The 15,213-nt window shown below is 67.1% G+C and carries 16 protein-coding genes and 1 tRNA gene; 9 read left to right on the top strand and 8 right to left on the bottom strand.

Annotation, left to right across the window (positions count from 1 at the left end; all coding sequences use genetic code 11):
- Window positions 1-12: 12 nt before the first annotated feature.
- Window positions 13-894, bottom strand: coding sequence for a helix-turn-helix transcriptional regulator (locus BM109_RS31455; RefSeq protein ID WP_093351848.1), 882 nt, complete (start codon window positions 892-894; stop codon window positions 13-15).
- A 269-nt stretch (window positions 895-1,163) separates the two neighbouring features.
- On the opposite strand from BM109_RS31455, the gene BM109_RS31460 reads away from it, so the two are divergent.
- The 8 genes from BM109_RS31460 to BM109_RS31495 all read left to right on the top strand — a co-directional run bounded on the left by BM109_RS31460 (window position 1,164) and on the right by BM109_RS31495 (window position 9,003).
- Window positions 1,164-2,807, top strand: coding sequence for an LVIVD repeat-containing protein (locus tag BM109_RS31460; protein WP_143129288.1), 1,644 nt, complete (start codon window positions 1,164-1,166; stop codon window positions 2,805-2,807).
- A gap of 112 nt (window positions 2,808-2,919) precedes the next feature.
- A complete protein-coding gene (locus BM109_RS31465; RefSeq protein ID WP_093351851.1) occupies window positions 2,920-3,339 on the top strand; it encodes a hypothetical protein in 420 nt (139 codons plus the stop codon).
- 175 nt (window positions 3,340-3,514) lie between these two features.
- The gene (locus BM109_RS31470) at window positions 3,515-5,173 is read left to right on the top strand and encodes an LVIVD repeat-containing protein (protein WP_093351852.1); all 1,659 of its coding nucleotides are present in this window, start codon (window positions 3,515-3,517) and stop codon (window positions 5,171-5,173) included.
- Between the two features lie 2 nt (window positions 5,174-5,175).
- Entirely contained in the window at window positions 5,176-6,498 is a 1,323-nt protein-coding gene (locus BM109_RS31475; protein ID WP_143129289.1) for a hypothetical protein, read from the top strand.
- 17 nt (window positions 6,499-6,515) lie between these two features.
- Window positions 6,516-6,743 carry a hypothetical protein gene (locus BM109_RS31480; protein ID WP_143129290.1) on the top strand — a complete coding sequence of 76 codons (228 nt, stop codon included), beginning with the start codon at window positions 6,516-6,518 and terminating at the stop codon, window positions 6,741-6,743.
- Window positions 6,743-8,203, top strand: coding sequence for a hypothetical protein (locus BM109_RS31485; RefSeq protein WP_093351857.1), 1,461 nt, complete (start codon window positions 6,743-6,745; stop codon window positions 8,201-8,203). Before BM109_RS31480 ends, BM109_RS31485 begins: the two co-directional genes overlap by 1 nt.
- A 35-nt stretch (window positions 8,204-8,238) precedes the next feature.
- Window positions 8,239-8,643, top strand: a complete 405-nt coding sequence (locus BM109_RS31490) for a hypothetical protein (protein WP_093351858.1) — start codon at window positions 8,239-8,241, stop codon at window positions 8,641-8,643.
- Between the two features lie 30 nt (window positions 8,644-8,673).
- Entirely contained in the window at window positions 8,674-9,003 is a 330-nt protein-coding gene (locus BM109_RS31495; protein WP_093351860.1) for a hypothetical protein, read from the top strand.
- 30 nt (window positions 9,004-9,033) lie between these two features.
- On the opposite strand, the gene BM109_RS31500 is transcribed toward BM109_RS31495, so the two are convergent.
- From BM109_RS31500 to BM109_RS31530, 7 genes are all read right to left on the bottom strand, one after another.
- Window positions 9,034-9,109: transfer RNA gene (locus BM109_RS31500), tRNA-Thr, on the bottom strand.
- 83 nt (window positions 9,110-9,192) lie between these two features.
- The gene (locus BM109_RS31505; RefSeq protein WP_093351861.1) at window positions 9,193-9,783 is read right to left on the bottom strand and encodes a ClpXP protease specificity-enhancing factor; all 591 of its coding nucleotides are present in this window, start codon (window positions 9,781-9,783) and stop codon (window positions 9,193-9,195) included.
- Between the two features lie 142 nt (window positions 9,784-9,925).
- Window positions 9,926-10,537 (bottom strand): glutathione S-transferase N-terminal domain-containing protein, encoded by a 612-nt coding sequence (locus BM109_RS31510; RefSeq protein WP_057596959.1) that lies wholly within the window; start codon window positions 10,535-10,537, stop codon window positions 9,926-9,928.
- A 95-nt stretch (window positions 10,538-10,632) separates the two neighbouring features.
- A complete protein-coding gene (locus BM109_RS31515) occupies window positions 10,633-11,421 on the bottom strand; it encodes a cytochrome c1 (protein WP_057596960.1) in 789 nt (262 codons plus the stop codon).
- Window positions 11,422-11,450: 29 nt separating this feature from the next.
- A complete protein-coding gene (locus tag BM109_RS31520; RefSeq protein WP_093351863.1) occupies window positions 11,451-12,887 on the bottom strand; it encodes a cytochrome b in 1,437 nt (478 codons plus the stop codon).
- Between the two features lie 14 nt (window positions 12,888-12,901).
- Window positions 12,902-13,519: a ubiquinol-cytochrome c reductase iron-sulfur subunit gene (gene petA / locus BM109_RS31525; RefSeq protein WP_093351864.1), complete on the bottom strand. Its 618-nt coding sequence runs from the start codon at window positions 13,517-13,519 to the stop codon at window positions 12,902-12,904.
- 224 nt (window positions 13,520-13,743) lie between these two features.
- Window positions 13,744-14,469 carry a response regulator transcription factor gene (locus BM109_RS31530; RefSeq protein WP_256222900.1) on the bottom strand — a complete coding sequence of 242 codons (726 nt, stop codon included), beginning with the start codon at window positions 14,467-14,469 and terminating at the stop codon, window positions 13,744-13,746.
- A 392-nt stretch (window positions 14,470-14,861) separates the two neighbouring features.
- Here BM109_RS31530 and BM109_RS31535 point away from each other — a divergent pair, with 392 nt between their 5' ends.
- Entirely contained in the window at window positions 14,862-15,122 is a 261-nt protein-coding gene (locus tag BM109_RS31535) for a hypothetical protein (RefSeq protein ID WP_093351865.1), read from the top strand.
- Window positions 15,123-15,213 lie beyond the last annotated feature (91 nt).

The following is a 15,213-nucleotide window of genomic DNA, read 5'->3' on the forward strand; positions in this document are numbered from 1 at the left end:
CCCGTTCGCGCGCTAGACAGCGCAGCAGTTGCGGTATTCGAGCGCCGTGCGCCGCTCCACCTTCTTGAAGGTGTCGGCGAAGTGGCTGGGACTCGCGAAGCCGCAGCGCAGCGCGATGTCGGTCACCGGCAGCCGCGTGAGGTGCAGCATCTCCTTCGCATGCTCGATGCGCGCGCGGATCAGGTACTGGTGCGGCGTCACGCCGGTGCTGCGCTTGAAGGCGCGCAGGAAGGCATACGGGTCCATGTCGAGCAGCGCGGCCAGCGCGGTCAGCGACACGCCGCTTTCGAGCCGGCCGCGGATGTGCTCCTTGACGCGCTCGAGCGCGGCCTTCGACAGCAGGCCCTCGGCCTGCGCCTCGCTGGCCGCGGCCGTGTGCGTCTGCCGCAGGTGCGCGAGCAGCGCGATCAGCAGCGTCTCGCCATAGCCGGGCCCCTCGGGCTGGCCGGTCTTCGCATCGGCATGCAGCGCGAGCAGCAGTTGCGCGATCAGCGGGCTCGACACGTTGCAGCAGGGCACCAGCGCGCGGTCGCCGCCATCGCTTTCGCCTGCATTCTGGAAGTGACGCGGATCGATGCTCAGCGTGAGCGCCTCGCACGGGTCCCAGGTGCGTCCCTTGATCTGCGCGCCGGCCGGCAGGATGCTGATGCCCAGCGGCTGCGCGGTCGCGGACCAGAAGCGTTCGTCGTGCAGGCGCATCTCGAAGCGCGTGGGACCGCCGAGGTTGACCGAGACGCAGTGGCGGATCAGCCCGCCCTCGACGTTGTCCATCGGGTCGGCCTCCTCGTGCTCGAGGAGCATGCCTTCCCAGCGGGCCTCGAAGAGAAGCCTGCCGCAGCCGCGGTCGATGCCGACCGGCTGGCCGCGGCCCTGCACGCGCTGCCGAACGCCCATGGCCTGGTCCTTGTGGTTGTATGTTGTCTCCGGGCGGCGATGGTTTGCGAGCGGACTTACAGCGCGCTGACGGGTCGCCGACGCGGCGGCGCTGCAATTTTCCGGAAGCCGCACCGCCGCCGCGCGGGGCCGGCGCGGCGCGCATGCGCCCGCAATTCCCCGGAAGCGCCGAAACGCCCCGCCGCGAATACTTCTCCCACACGCAACGAAGCGCGGCGGCCCGCGCCGCGCCAACGCTGCGTGGATCACAACAACGGAGACACGCAGGAATGAAACGCGCAAGACTCATCGGCGCCGCCGCCTCGGCGACGGCACTTCTCATGGCATGCGGTGGCGGCAGCGGCGGGGGCGCGGTGCTGCCCATCCTGCCGCCGCCCAGCAGCGTGGCCGAGCCGCCCGCGCCACCGCCGCCGCCCGCGGGTCCGCCGCCGCTCACGGTCGCGAAGGCCGTCTGCACCGAAGGCGGCACGCCCGAGTCGGCCTTGCAGGGCCAGGTGCCCGCGGCGATGCGCCAGGGCTTCAAGGGCTTCTCGTGCAACCTGCAGCTGGTGGGCCAGTTCGAGGGCGAGGGCGGCAACTGGTCGGCGGCGTCGTTCCGCGATCCGGGTGGACGCACCTGCGCCTACCATGCGACCGCGCATCCGATCGGCTACGACGGCAAGCCGCGCGGCCGCGTGAATCCCGGCGTGCCGGTGATCGACATCACCGACCCGACCAAACCCTGGCGCTCGATGTCGCTCACCACGGCCGCGATGATCGACCCGTGGGAATCGCTGCGCGTGAATGCGCCGCGCCAACTGCTGCTGGCCGACAACGCCGGCAATGGCGGCGCGCTCGGCGGCGCCGAGGTCGACATCTACGACCTCTCGGCCGACTGCCGCACGCCACAACTGCTCGCGAGCATGGAGGTCGGCACCGGCAAGGACGGCGGCATCGTGCCGCCCGACAAGCCGAAGGGGCACGAGGGCAACGTCTCGCCCGACGGGCTGACCTACTACATCGGCGACATCACCACCGGCCGCTACCACGCGGTCGACATCACGAACTCGACCAAGCCGCGCATGGTGTCCTCGTTCGACATGAAGACCGTCGACCTCGGCATTCCGCACGGGCTCTCGGTCAGCGAGGACGGCAAGCGCGCCTACGTGGTGTCCGCGAACATTCCGGCGCCCGGCGAGTTCCTCGACCCCGATGCGAAGACGCGCAACGGCTTCCTGATCCTCGACACCTCCGAGGTGCAGGCGCGCGTGCCCAACGCGCAGATGAAGCTGATCTCGGCCACCACCTTCAAGGACGGCAGCGTGGCGCAGCACACCATTCCCGTGACCATCGCGGGCAAGCCCCACCTGGTGATGGTCGATGAAGGCGGCGCCGCGGGCCTGAGCGACACGGCCGCCGTCAAGCTGGCCTGCGAGGCGAAGATGGCGCCCTACCCGATGGCGCGCATCTACGACATCAGCGACGAGAAGAAGCCGGTGCTGGTGTCGAAGCTGATGCTCGAGACCCACGATCCCGCGAACTGCGACAAGGTGCTGCCCGACATCGCGGGCCTGTCGACCTTCACCTACGGCAGCCACTACTGCTCGGTCGACAACCGCAGCAACGGCACCGCGCTGGCATGCTCGTATTTCAACTCGGGCGTGCGCGTGTTCGACATCCGCGAACCCGCGCGGCCCAGGGAGATCGCCTACTACAACCCCGCGGGCGCGACCACGCCGCGCGCCGGTTCCTTCCACAGCCAGCTGTCGGTGGCCGGCAGCGGCGGGCCCGACTGGTGCGCGTCGCGCGCGGACTTCGATTTCGATCGCGGCCTGCTCACGACCATGTGCCAGGACAACGGGCTGCTGGTGCTGAAGTTCGCGAAGAACACCTGGCCCTTCGCGCAGAGCACGCCTTCGACCTTGCAGAACTGACGACGGATGGCGCGGCCATTGCAATTCGATGAATTGCAATGCCACGCGCATTCGTGATTGCATCTCGTCGCAATGGACAATGAGTCGTTGTTCGACTCCCCCCATTGCAGACATGAAGAAAGCGCGCCTTGCCCTCCTTGCATCCATTCCCTTTCTCTTCTCGATCGCCGCATCGGCCAGTCCGGCCGACGAACCGGCCCTCGTCGGCCGCTGGAAACGAACGAAGGACAACGGCGAGTGGGTCGTGTACGACTACCAGCGCGACGGGCGCCTGTTCCGGGCCACGCCTGCGCACGCCGAGCTGGTGCCGTTCGGCCGCTACAGGCTGGCTGGCGACGTCATCCACTTCGAGGATTCGCCCGAGCACTACACGCCGGTGCGCTTCGTGGTCGAGACGGGCACCTGCAGCGGGCACACCGGTGCGACCTTGTTTCTCGCCGACCAGGCCACGGGGGCCGCGTATGGCTGTTACTTCAGGATCGACCCGGCGCCTGCCGGGGATGAGCGTCGAGACATATCGCGCATTAATTAATGCTAGCAATTCAATAACAAATAATCCGAAACATCATCGTCATCCCTTATTCCTGCTCGCTATCGCAGTAAGATTGCAGTAAGTGCCGATCTCAAGACTCCCCTGGAACCGGGCGCGATTCCCAATTCATGCGCATTCGAAGACGCAGTGCCCGGCTCATCGAAGGAGACAAGCCATGAGATTCCAGGGACGACTTCCCGCCGTCGCCACCGTCGTGGCCACGGCAATCCTCGCAGCCTGCGGAGGTGGGGACGGTGGCACGGCGGTGCTGGCGTTTGCGCCGCCACCGTCGCTGCCCACGGGCATCGGCGAACCGCCGGCACCATCACCGGTCGCCGAAGCGCCGCCACCGCTCACGGTGCCGAAAGCCGTGTGCGCCGAGGGCGACGTCCCCGAATCGGCCTTGCAGGGCCAGGTGCCCGCCGCGATGCGGCAGGCCGGGTTCAAGGGCTTCTCGTGCAACCTGAAGCTGGTGGGCCAGTTCGAGGGCGAAGGCGGCAGCTGGTCTTCGGCCTCGTTTCGCGATCCCGGCGGGCGCACCTGCGCCTACCACGCGACCGCGTACCCGGTGGGCTTCGATGGCAAACCGCGCGGGCGCGTGAACCCCGGCGTGCCGGTGATCGACATCACCGACCCGGCGAGGCCGTGGCGCTCGATGTCGCTCGCCACGGCCGCGATGCTCGATCCCTGGGAATCGCTGCGCGTGAATGCGCGGCGCCAGTTGCTGCTGGCGAGCAATGGCACCAACAGCGTCTTCGGGGGCCCGGAGATCGACGTCTACGATCTTTCGGCCGACTGCCGCACGCCGCAGCTGTTCGCGAGCATGGAAGTCGGCACGGGGAAGGACGGCGGCATCGCGCCACCCGGCAGTCCCAAGGGGCACGAAGGCAACGTGTCGCCCGATGGACTGACCTACTACATCGGCGACATCACGCAGGGCCGTTACCACGCGGTCGACATCACGAACTCGACCCGGCCGCACATGGTGGCCTCGTTCGACATGAAGACCGTCGACCTCGGGATTCCGCACGGGCTTTCGGTCAGCGAGGACGGCCAGCGTGCCTACGTGGTCACGGTCGGACTCCCCAAGCCGGACGAGGTGCTCGACCCCGCCGCAAAAACCCGCAACGGCTTCCTGATCCTCGACACCTCCGAGGTGCAGGCGCGCCTGCCCGATGCGCAGATGAAAGTGATCTCGGCCACCACCTTCAAGGACGGCAGCGTGGCGCAGCACACCATTCCCGTGACCATCGGGGGCAAGCCTCACCTGGTGATGGTCGACGAAGGCGGATCGGCAGGCCTGAGCGAGACCGCCAACGTCAAGCTGGCCTGCGAGGCGAAGCTTCCTCCCTATCCGATGGCGCGCATCTACGACATCAGCGACGAGACCAAGCCCGTGCTGGTGTCCAAGATGATGCTCGAGACGCACGATCCCGCCAACTGCGACAAGCTGCTGCCCGATATCGCGGGCCTGTCGACCTTCACCTACGGCAGCCACTACTGCTCGGTCGACAACCGCAGCAACGGCACGGCGCTCGCCTGCTCGCACTTCAACTCAGGCATGCGCGTGTTCGATATCCGCAATCCCGCGCGGCCCAAGGAGATCGCGTACTTCAACCCCGCGGGGACGACAAGCACACCCGCGGGCTCCAACCACCTCCAACCGCGCGCGGCCAGTGTCGCCAGCCCCGACTGGTGCGCCTCGCGCGCGGACTTCGACTTCGAGCGCGGCCTCCTGACGACCATGTGCCAGGACAACGGCCTGCTGATGCTGAAGTTCGCCCAGAACACCTGGCCCTTTGCGCAGAGCACGCCTTCCACGCTACAGAACTGACGATGACGCGAACACTGGATCGACATCTGCGCGCATGGGCGGTGGCCGCCGCCATGCTGGCGAGCGGCCTGCCTCTGACAGCCGCCGCCTGGGAGGCCGACGTGCATTTCGGCCTCACGCGCTGGCTCGCGGTGCAGGCAGGCTTCAGCGCACCGCAGGCCGATGCGATCGCGACCGGCAACCAGCGCGTGGACTTCGGTGCGATGGAGACGATGCTGCTCGTGACCGAGTACGCCTGCACCGGCGCCGATGCCGAGGGCCGCGCGGAGGTGGCACGCGCGGCGCGGCGCCTGCACGCCCCCGGCGGCGGCGAGGCTTCGACCGAGGCGCTGCGCACGCTGCTGCGCGATGCGGGGCCGAAAGCCGGATTGCTGCTGCTCAAGTTCGGCGAGGCGCTGCATCCGCTGCAGGATGCATCGGCCCACGAAGGGGCGGACGCGGCCGGGATCGGCGCGCCCGCCATCGCGGGACTGTCATGCGATCTGCCGCCGACGCCCGCCGCGGCGAGCGGCGAACAGGCGCATCGCGCGGACATCACCGCGGCGCGGCCGGCCACCGCGCTCGCGATGGCGCGCGCGAGCTTCGAATGGCTGCAGCGCTACCCGCCGATCGGGGACGCGCCGCGCGCGGCCGCCGACTGGCCGCGCGTCGAGGCGCAGCTCGGTGGCTTCGTGACGGCGTCCACCAAGGCGGCGAAGGCCGCGTGGTTCCGCGAGCACGGCATGGAGGACACGGGCTTTCTCGAAGGCATCAGCCTGCCCGATGGCGCGCAGCCCTGGACCGCGACCTGGTCCGGGCGCCGGCTGCCGCGGCTGCAGGAGGCGGCCTCCACGCAGCATGGCGTACCCGTGGAGGTGCGCCGCTTCTTCGACGACTTCTTCGCGGCCTGGCTCGGCGACGGCGACCCTGCCGCCGCGCTGGGACTGGCCAAGGGCGAAGGCACGCCCGCGCAGCGCGATCTCGCGGCGCGGCTGCGCGTGTGGCGCCTGCACGATCACGGCGCCGCGGCCGCGCTCGCGCATGCGCCGTCCGCGCTCACGCGCGCGCAGTTGCAGCGCGTCGATGCGCTCGCGCGCGACCGCTCCGCGTATGCGCGCTATCCGCGACTGGCCGATGCCTTCTTCCCGCTGATGGCGATCGAGTCCTATGCGCCGCCGCTGCTGCCCTACATCGTGCGGCCGCTGCCCGCGCTCGAGGATGGCGAGCCCCGGATGCTCGCGATCGCGAAGCTGCGGCACGCGCCCTACGACGAGCTGCTGCTGGTCGCGCAGCGCCGCGCAGGGCGTTGGTCGGTGGTGTCGCTGCAAGGTGTGAGGGACCACTGATGCGGCCCATGCACGCGATGGACGCACGCCGATGGATCGGTCGGCACGCAGTTGCGCTGCTGCTGGCCGCCGCCTGGGCCGCGCTGGCGGGCCTGCTCGCGCTCGGGCTGGAGCGCGCGGACCGCGATGCGCGCTTTCTCTACCTGGTGGAGACGCAGGTCTGCCATGTGCCCGGCGCGGGGGCACAGCCGCTGGCCTTGTCGGCCGCGACCCGCGTTGCCGACCCGCGGAAGGCCTCTCGCTGATGCGTTCGCTCGTCCGCTGGCGCCCCACCCTTCTTCTCGCCGCCGCGGCCGTGCCGGGCTTCGCGTTCGCCCACTCCTTCGGCGTGCAGTACACGCTGCCGGTGCCGTTCTGGATGTATGCCTATGGCGCGACCGCGGCGCTGGTGCTGTCGTTCGTGATCGTGGGGATCTTCGCGGCCGTTCCGCCCGCGCGGAGCGATACCTCGCCGAACGCGCGCCGCGTGGGCACGCATGCCTTCGTTCCGGCCTTCGTCGTGCAAGGCCTGCGCGCCCTGTCGGTGGGCCTGCTCGCGCTCACCATCGCCTGCGGCTTCCTCGGCACCGACAACCCGTTCCGCAACCTCAACATGACCCTGTTCTGGATCGTGTTCGTGCTGGGCCTGACCTATGCCACCGCGGTCGTCGGCGACCTGTTCGTGTTCTGCAACCCGTGGCGCACGCTCTGCGAGCTGCTGCGCGCGCGTTGCGGCATGCGTTTCGGCGGACGCATCGCCTATCCCGCGTGGCTCGCGTACTACCCGGCGCTGGCGCTCTACATCGCCTTCATCTGGATCGAGCTGTTCGGCCACAGCACGCCGCGGCAACTGGCGCTGATGCTCACCGCCTACACGCTGCTGACCGTGGCGATGGCCTGGCTCTTCGGCAGCGCGGCCTGGTTCCGGCATGGCGAGTTCTTCGGGCTGTTTCTCTCGCTCGTGGGGCGTATGGCGCCGATCGCGTGGCGGCGCGCCGGCTGCCGCGGTGTCGCGCTGCGCTGGCGCCTGCCGCTGTCGGGGCTGCTCGAGCGCCATCCGGGGCATGTGAGCCTGGTGCTGTTCATCCTGTTCATGCTCTCGTCGACCGCCTACGACGGCGCGCACGAGACCTGGCCCTGGAGCCGGCTGTTCTGGAAGACGCTCTATCCGCTCGTCGAGCCGGCCGTGAAGGCCCACAGCGCCCAGCCCTATGCGACCGCGGCCAGCCTGTTCCATGGCTGGCAATGGCTGGCGCTGTGCCTCTCGCCCTGGGCCTATCACGGCGTCTACCTGTTCTTCCTCGCGCTCACGCGGCGCGTGACGGCCTCCGAGTTCTCCACGCGCGAGCTGGCCTGCCGCTTCGCGCTCACGCTGGTGCCGATCGCCTTCGTCTACCACGCGACCCACTACTACACGATGCTGTGGTCCCAGGGCGCGCAGTTGCTGCCGCTGCTGTCCGATCCGCTGGGCCGGGGCTGGAACCTGTTGGGCACCGCACGCGCCGCGATGCCGCAGCGCATCATCGATCTCAACATCGTCTGGCACACCCAGGTCGGGCTGATCCTGGCCGGGCACATCGCCAGCGTGGTGCTGGCCCATGCGGAGGCGCTGCGGATCTTCCGCCACACGGGCCGCGCGCTCGCGAGCCAGGTGCCGATGCTGCTGCTGATGGTCGCGCTGACGGCCGTGGGGCTGTGGATTCTTTCGCTGCCGCTGGCGGGATAGACGCCGCGTCCTTCTTCATTCCGCTGGATCCGCCCATGAAATCTTCACTGGTCTACACCTTCGGCGGCTTCGCCATCGTCGCGCTGATGGCGCTCGGCTATCTCGCGGCGCGACCGTCGACCGACCCGGCCACGTCCGCCGCGGCCCCCGCGCGCACCGGCACGCAGTTCGAGGTGCGGATCGGCGCGGCCGCCGAGGCCGAGGGCACGCCGCTGCCGGTGCTGCCCGTCACGCGCGGCGACATCGTCTCGATCGCCGTGAGCTCGGCGCAGGCCGGCCAGTTGATGATCCACGGCTACATGCAGGAGATGGTGCCCGTGGCCGCGGGCCAGACCGCCACGCTGCGCCTCGCGGCGCTGCATGCCGGGCGCTATCCGCTGCACCTGCATGGCGACGACCAGAGCCACCGCGAAGTGGCCATTCTCGAGATTCGGCCGTGACGCCACGGCGTGTTGGCATACTCGGCCCCCATGACGGTCGAAACAGTGGGCGGCGAGCGCCCCTATGTCATCGAAGTGCAGGGAGAGGAAGTCACCGTACAGGACACGATGGTGGCCGGCTTCACCTATCGCATCCAGCTCGAGTCGCAACTCGGCACCTCGGCGCGGGTGGTCCAGTGTTTCAAGGCCTGGACCCGGCTGCAGCGCGAAGGCGCCGCGAACCTGCAGGGACCGGAGCTGGAGCACGCGGCCGCCTGGCTCGAGGCGCATCGGCAGGCGCGCTGGCAGGCACGGCGCTTCTTCCTCGTGCCGAGCGCGAAGACCTTCGTGCTGCGGCTGCGCGAACAGCCCAAGCGCTGAGCGGGCCGGCGCCGGACTGGAGGGGGTGTTTGGTGCCGCTTGTCCGAATCGAACGGACGACCTTCCGCTTACAAGGCGGGTGCTCTACCAACTGAGCTAAAGCGGCCGAAAAAGAAAAATCTGCAGCGGATTCTAGTGGGGTGCCCACCAGGGTCCGGAAGCGGGCGCGTCTTGCAGGCCCTGGGCCGGTTACTTGACGCGCTTGAGCGAAGGCCGTGCGCCGCCGCCGGCCGGAGGGCGCGGCGGCTCGTCGGTCGGGTCGGCCTCGAGGCCATCGCCGATGTCGGTCACGTCGCTGCCCGCATCATCGGCCGTCACCAGGTGCACGACCCGGTTGGCCTCGCTCTCGCCACCGCCGCGCGAGGCATCGCGCAGCGCCGAACGCACCGGGCTCGCCGGCGCCGGCACGCCCGTGGCGGCTGGCGAGTCGAGTCCCATGCCGGTGTCGGCCGCGGGAGGCGGTGCGGGAAAGGCCATGCCCTGCCCGTTCTCGCGCGCATAGATCGCGATCACGCGGCCCACGGGCACGCTGATCTCGCGCGCCGTGCCCGCGAAACGGGCCTTGAACTCGATGAAGTCGTTGCCGAGCTTGAGCGAGCTGGTCGCGTCGAAACTGATGTTCAACACGATCTCGCCGTTCTTCACGTACTCGCGCGGCACCTGGACGGTGTCGTCGACCTGCACCGCGACATAGGGCGTGAACCCGTTGTCGGTGCACCATTCGTACAGCGCCCGGATGAGGTACGGGCGGGTGGAAGACGACTCGAGCGCGTTGATCATGAAAAATTTTCTACCGTGCAATCGCAAACGTCGGACTTTTCGCGAAACACCGCGGAACCGGCTTTGCCGGGCCGCAGGTGTTGCCCCCGGAAGGGGGTTGGCGAAGCGACACGAAGTGCGCGAAGCCTGGGGGCGAGCCTATTTACTTGCGCATGACCTTTTCAGAAGGAGTCAGCGCTTCGATGTAGGCCGGGCGCGAGAAGATGCGCTCGGCGTACTTCAGCAGCGGTGCGGCGTTCTTGCTGAGGTCGATGCCATAGTAGTCGAGGCGCCACAGCAGCGGCGCAATGGCCACGTCGAGCATGGAGAAGTTGTCGCCCAGCATGTACTTGTTCTTGAGGAACACGGGCGCGAGCTGCGTGAGGCGGTCGCGGATGTGCGAGCGTGCCTTTTCGAGCGCCTTCTCGTTGCCCTTGGCAGTGCGGTTCTCGAGCGTGGACACGTGAACGAACAGTTCCTTCTCGAAGTTGAGCAGGAACAGGCGAACACGCGCGCGGTCGACCGGGTCGCCGGGCATCAGCTGCGGATGCGGGAAGCGCTCGTCGATGTACTCGTTGATGATGTTTGACTCGTACAGGATCAGGTCGCGCTCGACCAGGATCGGGACCTGGCCGTACGGGTTCATCACGCTGATGTCTTCAGGCTTGTTGTAGAGATCGACATCGCGGATCTCGAAGTCCATGCCCTTCTCGAACAGCACGAAGCGGCAGCGGTGGGAAAAGGGGCAGGTCGTACCTGAATACAGCACCATCATGGCGAAAGACTCCTAAAAATCAAAAAGAGTGGGTTGCGTTGGCAACCCACTCCACGGGACCGGCGCACTTGACGCTCCGGTCGGCAAGGATGGAACTACTTGACGTCTTTCCAATACGAGGCGTTCAGTCGCCACACGAAAATCACCGACATCGACAGGAACAGCAGCACCCAAACACCGATGCGGATGCGCGTGTTCTGCGCGGGCTCGGCCATCCACTGCATGTAGCTCACCAGGTCGCCCACGGCGGTGTCGAACTGCAGCGGGGTCATGGTGCCGGGCGTGACCTGCTCCCACTTGCCGGTGAACACATCGGCCTCGTGGCCATGCTGCTCGACCTTGGCATGGATCGGACGGCGCTCGCCCTGGAGCTCCCACAGCGGATTGGGCATGGCCACGCTCGGGAATGCGAGGTTGTTCCAGCCGGTCGCCTTCGTGTCGTCGCGGTAGTAGGTACGCAGGTAGGTGTAGAGGTAGTCCGCACCGGTGCCGCCGTGGCCGGCGCGCGAGCGTGCCACCAGCGTCAGGTCGGGCGGCGTGGTGCCGAACCATTCCTTGGCCTGGCGCGCGTCGATGTTGGCCTTCATGGTCTCGCCGACCTTCTCGGTCGTGAACAGAAGGTTGTCCTTGATCTGCTGCTCGCTGATGCCGATGTCCTGCAGGCGGTTGAAGCGCATGAAGGCGGCCGAGTGGCAGTTGAGGCAGTAGTTGACGAACAGCTTGGCGCCGTTCTGCAGCGCGGCCACGTCGTTCGTCTTGTTCGGGGCCTTGTCCCAGGCGAGGCCGCCGGATTCGGCCGAAGCGGCTGTGGAGAAGGTCAGGCCAGAAGCCAGGCCGATGACCAGGCCCAGGGCCGCGAGCCAGCCGGAAATGCTTTTCTTCATCGTGTGTCTCTCGAGCTGTCTTGCGCTTTTCAATGGGCGGCGAAGGTCACGCGGTCGGGCACGGTCTTGAACTCGCCCTTGCGGCTCCACCACGGCATCAGCAGGAAGAAACCGAAATAGAACAGCGTGCCGATCTGCGAGATGGTCTGCGCGATGTCGAGCGCGAACGAGCCGATCACGAGGTTGCCCCAGACGCCGGGCGGCTGGATGCCGAGGTAGCCCAGGATCAGGAAGAAGAAGACGAACACGCCATACACGTACTTGTGCCAGCTTGGACGGTAGCGGATCGACTTGACTTCGCTGTGGTCGAGCCACGGCAGGAAGAACAGGATGATGACCGAGCCGCCCATCACGACCACGCCCCAGAACTTGGCGTCGAAGGTCTTGAGCAGGAAGATCGCCACGGCGGCCACGACGATGATCGCGACCTTGAGCGCCACGCCCGACTTGCCCTTGACGAAGTTCCAGATCGCGGCCGCGCCGATGATCAGCGCGAACACGTTGACCATGTCGTCGGTGGTCGCACGCAGCATCGAATAGAAGGGCGTGAAGTACCAGACCGGCGCGATGTGGTTCGGCGTCTTCAGCGAATCGGCCGGGATGAAGTTGTTGTACTCCAGGAAGTAGCCGCCGGCTTCGGGGGCGAAGAAGATCACCGCCGAGAAGATCGTGAGGAACACCACCACGCCGAAGATGTCGTGCACCGTGTAGTACGGGTGCGACGGGATGCCGTCGAGCGGATGGCCGTCGGGACCGCGCTTGGCCTTGATCTCGATGCCGTCGGGGTTGTTCGAACCCACTTCGTGCAGCGCGATCAGGTGGGCCACCACCAGGCCGAGCAGCACCAGCGGCACGGCGATCACGTGGAAGCTGAAGAAGCGGTTCAGCGTGGCGTCGCTCACCACGTAGTCGCCGCGGATCAGCAGGGCCAGGTCAGGACCGATGAACGGGATGGCGGCGAACAGGTTCACGATCACCTGGGCGCCCCAGTAGGACATCTGGCCCCAGGGCAGCAGGTAGCCCATGAAGGCTTCGGCCATCAGGCACAGGAAGATCGCGCAACCGAACACCCAGATCAACTCGCGCGGCTTGCGGTAGCTGCCGTACATGAGGCCGCGGAACATGTGCAGGTAGACCACCACGAAGAACGCGGAGGCCCCCGTCGAGTGGATGTAGCGAATCAGCCAGCCCCATGGCACGTCGCGCATGATGTACTCGACCGATGCGAACGCCTGGTTCGCGTCGGGCTTGTAGTGCATGACGAGGAAGATGCCGGTGACGATCTGGATCACGAGGACCAGCATCGCCAGCGAGCCGAAGATGTACCAGAAGTTGAAGTTCTTCGGCGCGTAGTACTTGCCCCACTGATCGTTCCACAGCTTGGTCAGCGGGAAGCGGTTGTCGACCCAGTTCAGCAGCTTGGCGCTGGCCGGAGCGTTGGGGGAGATTTCGTGGAATTCAGCCATGTTCTTCTTCTGCCTCAGGCCTTCTTGGAGTCTTCACCGATCAGGAGCTTGGTGTCCGACAGGTACATGTGCGGCGGCACAGGCAGGTTGTCGGGCGCGGGCTTGTTCTTGAAGACGCGGCCGGCCAGGTCGAACGTGGAACCGTGGCAAGGGCAGAGGAAGCCGCCTTCCCAGTCGTTGGGCAGCGAGGGCTGCGGGCCGGACTGCAGGCGGTCCACCGGCGAGCAGCCGAGGTGGGTGCAGATGCCGACCACGACCAGCACGTCGGGCTTGATCGAGCGGTGCTCGTTCTGGGCGTACTTGGGCGTGAATTCGTCGGGATGACGCTTGGACTGCGGGTCCGCGAGCTGCGCATCGAGCTTCGGCAGCTCGGCGATCTGCTCCGGGGAGCGCTTGAGGATCCAGACCGGCTTGCCGCGCCACTCGACGGTGACTTTCTCGCCGACCTTCAGGCCGGAGATGTCGACCTCGACGGCAGCGCCGGCGGCCTTGGCCTTTTCGGAGGGCTGGAACGTGCTGACAAAGGGAATCGCGGTGGCCACGCCTCCCACTGCACCGGCACAGCCGGACGCGATCAACCAGGTCCGCTTGCTTGTGTCGATCCGGGGGGAGCCGGCGGTCATGTCACTCATGGGGATCCTCTATCTTCTTCGCTGGAGCAGGGTCAACCGACGATTGTAGCGGGGCGCAACGTGCGAATTCAACGGTTGCAAGACCGCGCGGTCGCGCGAATGACGCTCCGATCCGACATCGGCGGGGCGCCGTCCGCGTGTCATCGACGCTTCGTCGATGGACGGAACGAGCGCGCGCGAAAGCGCCCGCGGCTTGGCACCGCGGGCGCTTCACGAGGGGAGATTCAGTTCAGCAGGCCGTGCTGCATCGCTTCGCGAACGGCTTGCGTGCGCGACTTGACCGCGAGCTTGCGGTAGATGCTCTTGGCGTGGAACTCGATCGTGTTGATCGAGAGGTAGAAGGCCTCGGCGATCTGGCGATTGCTCCAGCCCTGCGCGATCAGGTTCAGCACCTTGAGCTCGCTGACCGAGAGCACCGACTTCGGCGCCTCGGTTTCGGCGGCGGCCGACGGCACCTGCGTGCTGCTGCTGGCCGGCGCGCGGCGCGCGGTGCCGAACATGCGCTCGAGCACGCAGCGCGCGACGCGGGGATCCATGGCCGCACCGCCGCGCTCGAGCGAGCGCAGCAGGAAGACCAGCTCGGTGTCGAGCGCATCGGTGAGCAGGTAGCCCGCCACGCCGGCCGAGACCGCGGCGCGCACGCGCTGCGTATCGGGCAAGGCCGAGACGGCGATGCGCTCCATGTGCGGGTGCGCCTCGCGCAGATGCAGGATCGTCGAGACACCGCCGTCCTCGGGCAGGTCCATGCCGACCAGCGCCAGCGAGCAGGAGCTGCGCGCCAGGATCTCGCGGGCCTGGGCGCACGAGCGGGCAACCAGCACGCGGGCTCGGGGCTCGAGCACCGACACCACGCTGCGCAGACGTTCGGTCACCTGAAGATCGTCGTGGACGATCAGCACGCTCTGGAACTTCGAATTCCTCGCCATCACGCTGGCGTCGGTCTTTTCCAACAGAATTTCCACCTTGAGTCTCCCGGTGCGGCAACTGGGTTGCGGGTCTGAAAAAAGTTAACGTTGGTTTACGCAAACGCAGGATCGATGCCTGCGTGGCTCGCCGCAGCCGGCAACCGGAGTTCACGACGACTAAGCGGTTGATTTCATTAGTCTTTTTTCAGGAGGATTTGCTCAACCGCCCCCGGAACACGGTGGATTTCGGGCGTTTCGGAGGCCTCGTTACGGCCGACGTCACGCCTGTCGCTACGTAACATCAGATGCGTAACCTTTTTCACGGACCTGCCCCGCATCGGGTAACAAAGAAGAAACCGAGTGCAAACGGGTTGCGACCCACTTTCAATGCTGCTACTCTCGAATCGATTGCATAAAAATCTTTGAGAGGATCCCTTATGAAAACCAACCAACTGGTTGCAGCTGTCGCTCTGTCCGCCCTGGCGGTTTCGTCTGCGTTCGCTCAGACCGCTCCTGCTGGCGGCACCAATGCCACCAACAATGCGCAAGGCAGCTTCACGACCGAAGAGAAGATCGCTGCCGGTGCAGGCGCGGCTCTGTTCGTCGCTGCCGTCAGCGGCAATGGTGGCAATTCGGGCGGCGGCTTCGGCCTGATCCCCGGCACCGGCACCACCGGCACGACTGGCACCACGCGCTGATGCCGCGAGCCCTCCTTGACGGAGGGCATTCGCTGAAAAGTCCCCGCGTCGGTATCGCCACGCGACTTATAAAATGTTGCCTTTTGGCAAC

Source organism: Variovorax sp. PDC80 (genome assembly GCF_900115375.1).
Taxonomy (GTDB): Bacteria; Pseudomonadota; Gammaproteobacteria; order Burkholderiales; family Burkholderiaceae_C; genus Variovorax.

Coding starts and splice junctions, on each gene's coding strand:
- BM109_RS31455 (WP_093351848.1), bottom strand. CDS start 894: ATGGGCGTTCGGCAGCGCGTGCAGGGCCGCGGCCAGCCGGTCGGCATC.
- BM109_RS31460 (WP_143129288.1), top strand. CDS start 1,164: ATGAAACGCGCAAGACTCATCGGCGCCGCCGCCTCGGCGACGGCACTT.
- BM109_RS31465 (WP_093351851.1), top strand. CDS start 2,920: ATGAAGAAAGCGCGCCTTGCCCTCCTTGCATCCATTCCCTTTCTCTTC.
- BM109_RS31470 (WP_093351852.1), top strand. CDS start 3,515: ATGAGATTCCAGGGACGACTTCCCGCCGTCGCCACCGTCGTGGCCACG.
- BM109_RS31475 (WP_143129289.1), top strand. CDS start 5,176: ATGACGCGAACACTGGATCGACATCTGCGCGCATGGGCGGTGGCCGCC.
- BM109_RS31480 (WP_143129290.1), top strand. CDS start 6,516: ATGGACGCACGCCGATGGATCGGTCGGCACGCAGTTGCGCTGCTGCTG.
- BM109_RS31485 (WP_093351857.1), top strand. CDS start 6,743: ATGCGTTCGCTCGTCCGCTGGCGCCCCACCCTTCTTCTCGCCGCCGCG.
- BM109_RS31490 (WP_093351858.1), top strand. CDS start 8,239: ATGAAATCTTCACTGGTCTACACCTTCGGCGGCTTCGCCATCGTCGCG.
- BM109_RS31495 (WP_093351860.1), top strand. CDS start 8,674: ATGACGGTCGAAACAGTGGGCGGCGAGCGCCCCTATGTCATCGAAGTG.
- BM109_RS31505 (WP_093351861.1), bottom strand. CDS start 9,783: ATGATCAACGCGCTCGAGTCGTCTTCCACCCGCCCGTACCTCATCCGG.
- BM109_RS31510 (WP_057596959.1), bottom strand. CDS start 10,537: ATGATGGTGCTGTATTCAGGTACGACCTGCCCCTTTTCCCACCGCTGC.
- BM109_RS31515 (WP_057596960.1), bottom strand. CDS start 11,421: ATGAAGAAAAGCATTTCCGGCTGGCTCGCGGCCCTGGGCCTGGTCATC.
- BM109_RS31520 (WP_093351863.1), bottom strand. CDS start 12,887: ATGGCTGAATTCCACGAAATCTCCCCCAACGCTCCGGCCAGCGCCAAG.
- petA (WP_093351864.1), bottom strand. CDS start 13,519: ATGAGTGACATGACCGCCGGCTCCCCCCGGATCGACACAAGCAAGCGG.
- BM109_RS31535 (WP_093351865.1), top strand. CDS start 14,862: ATGAAAACCAACCAACTGGTTGCAGCTGTCGCTCTGTCCGCCCTGGCG.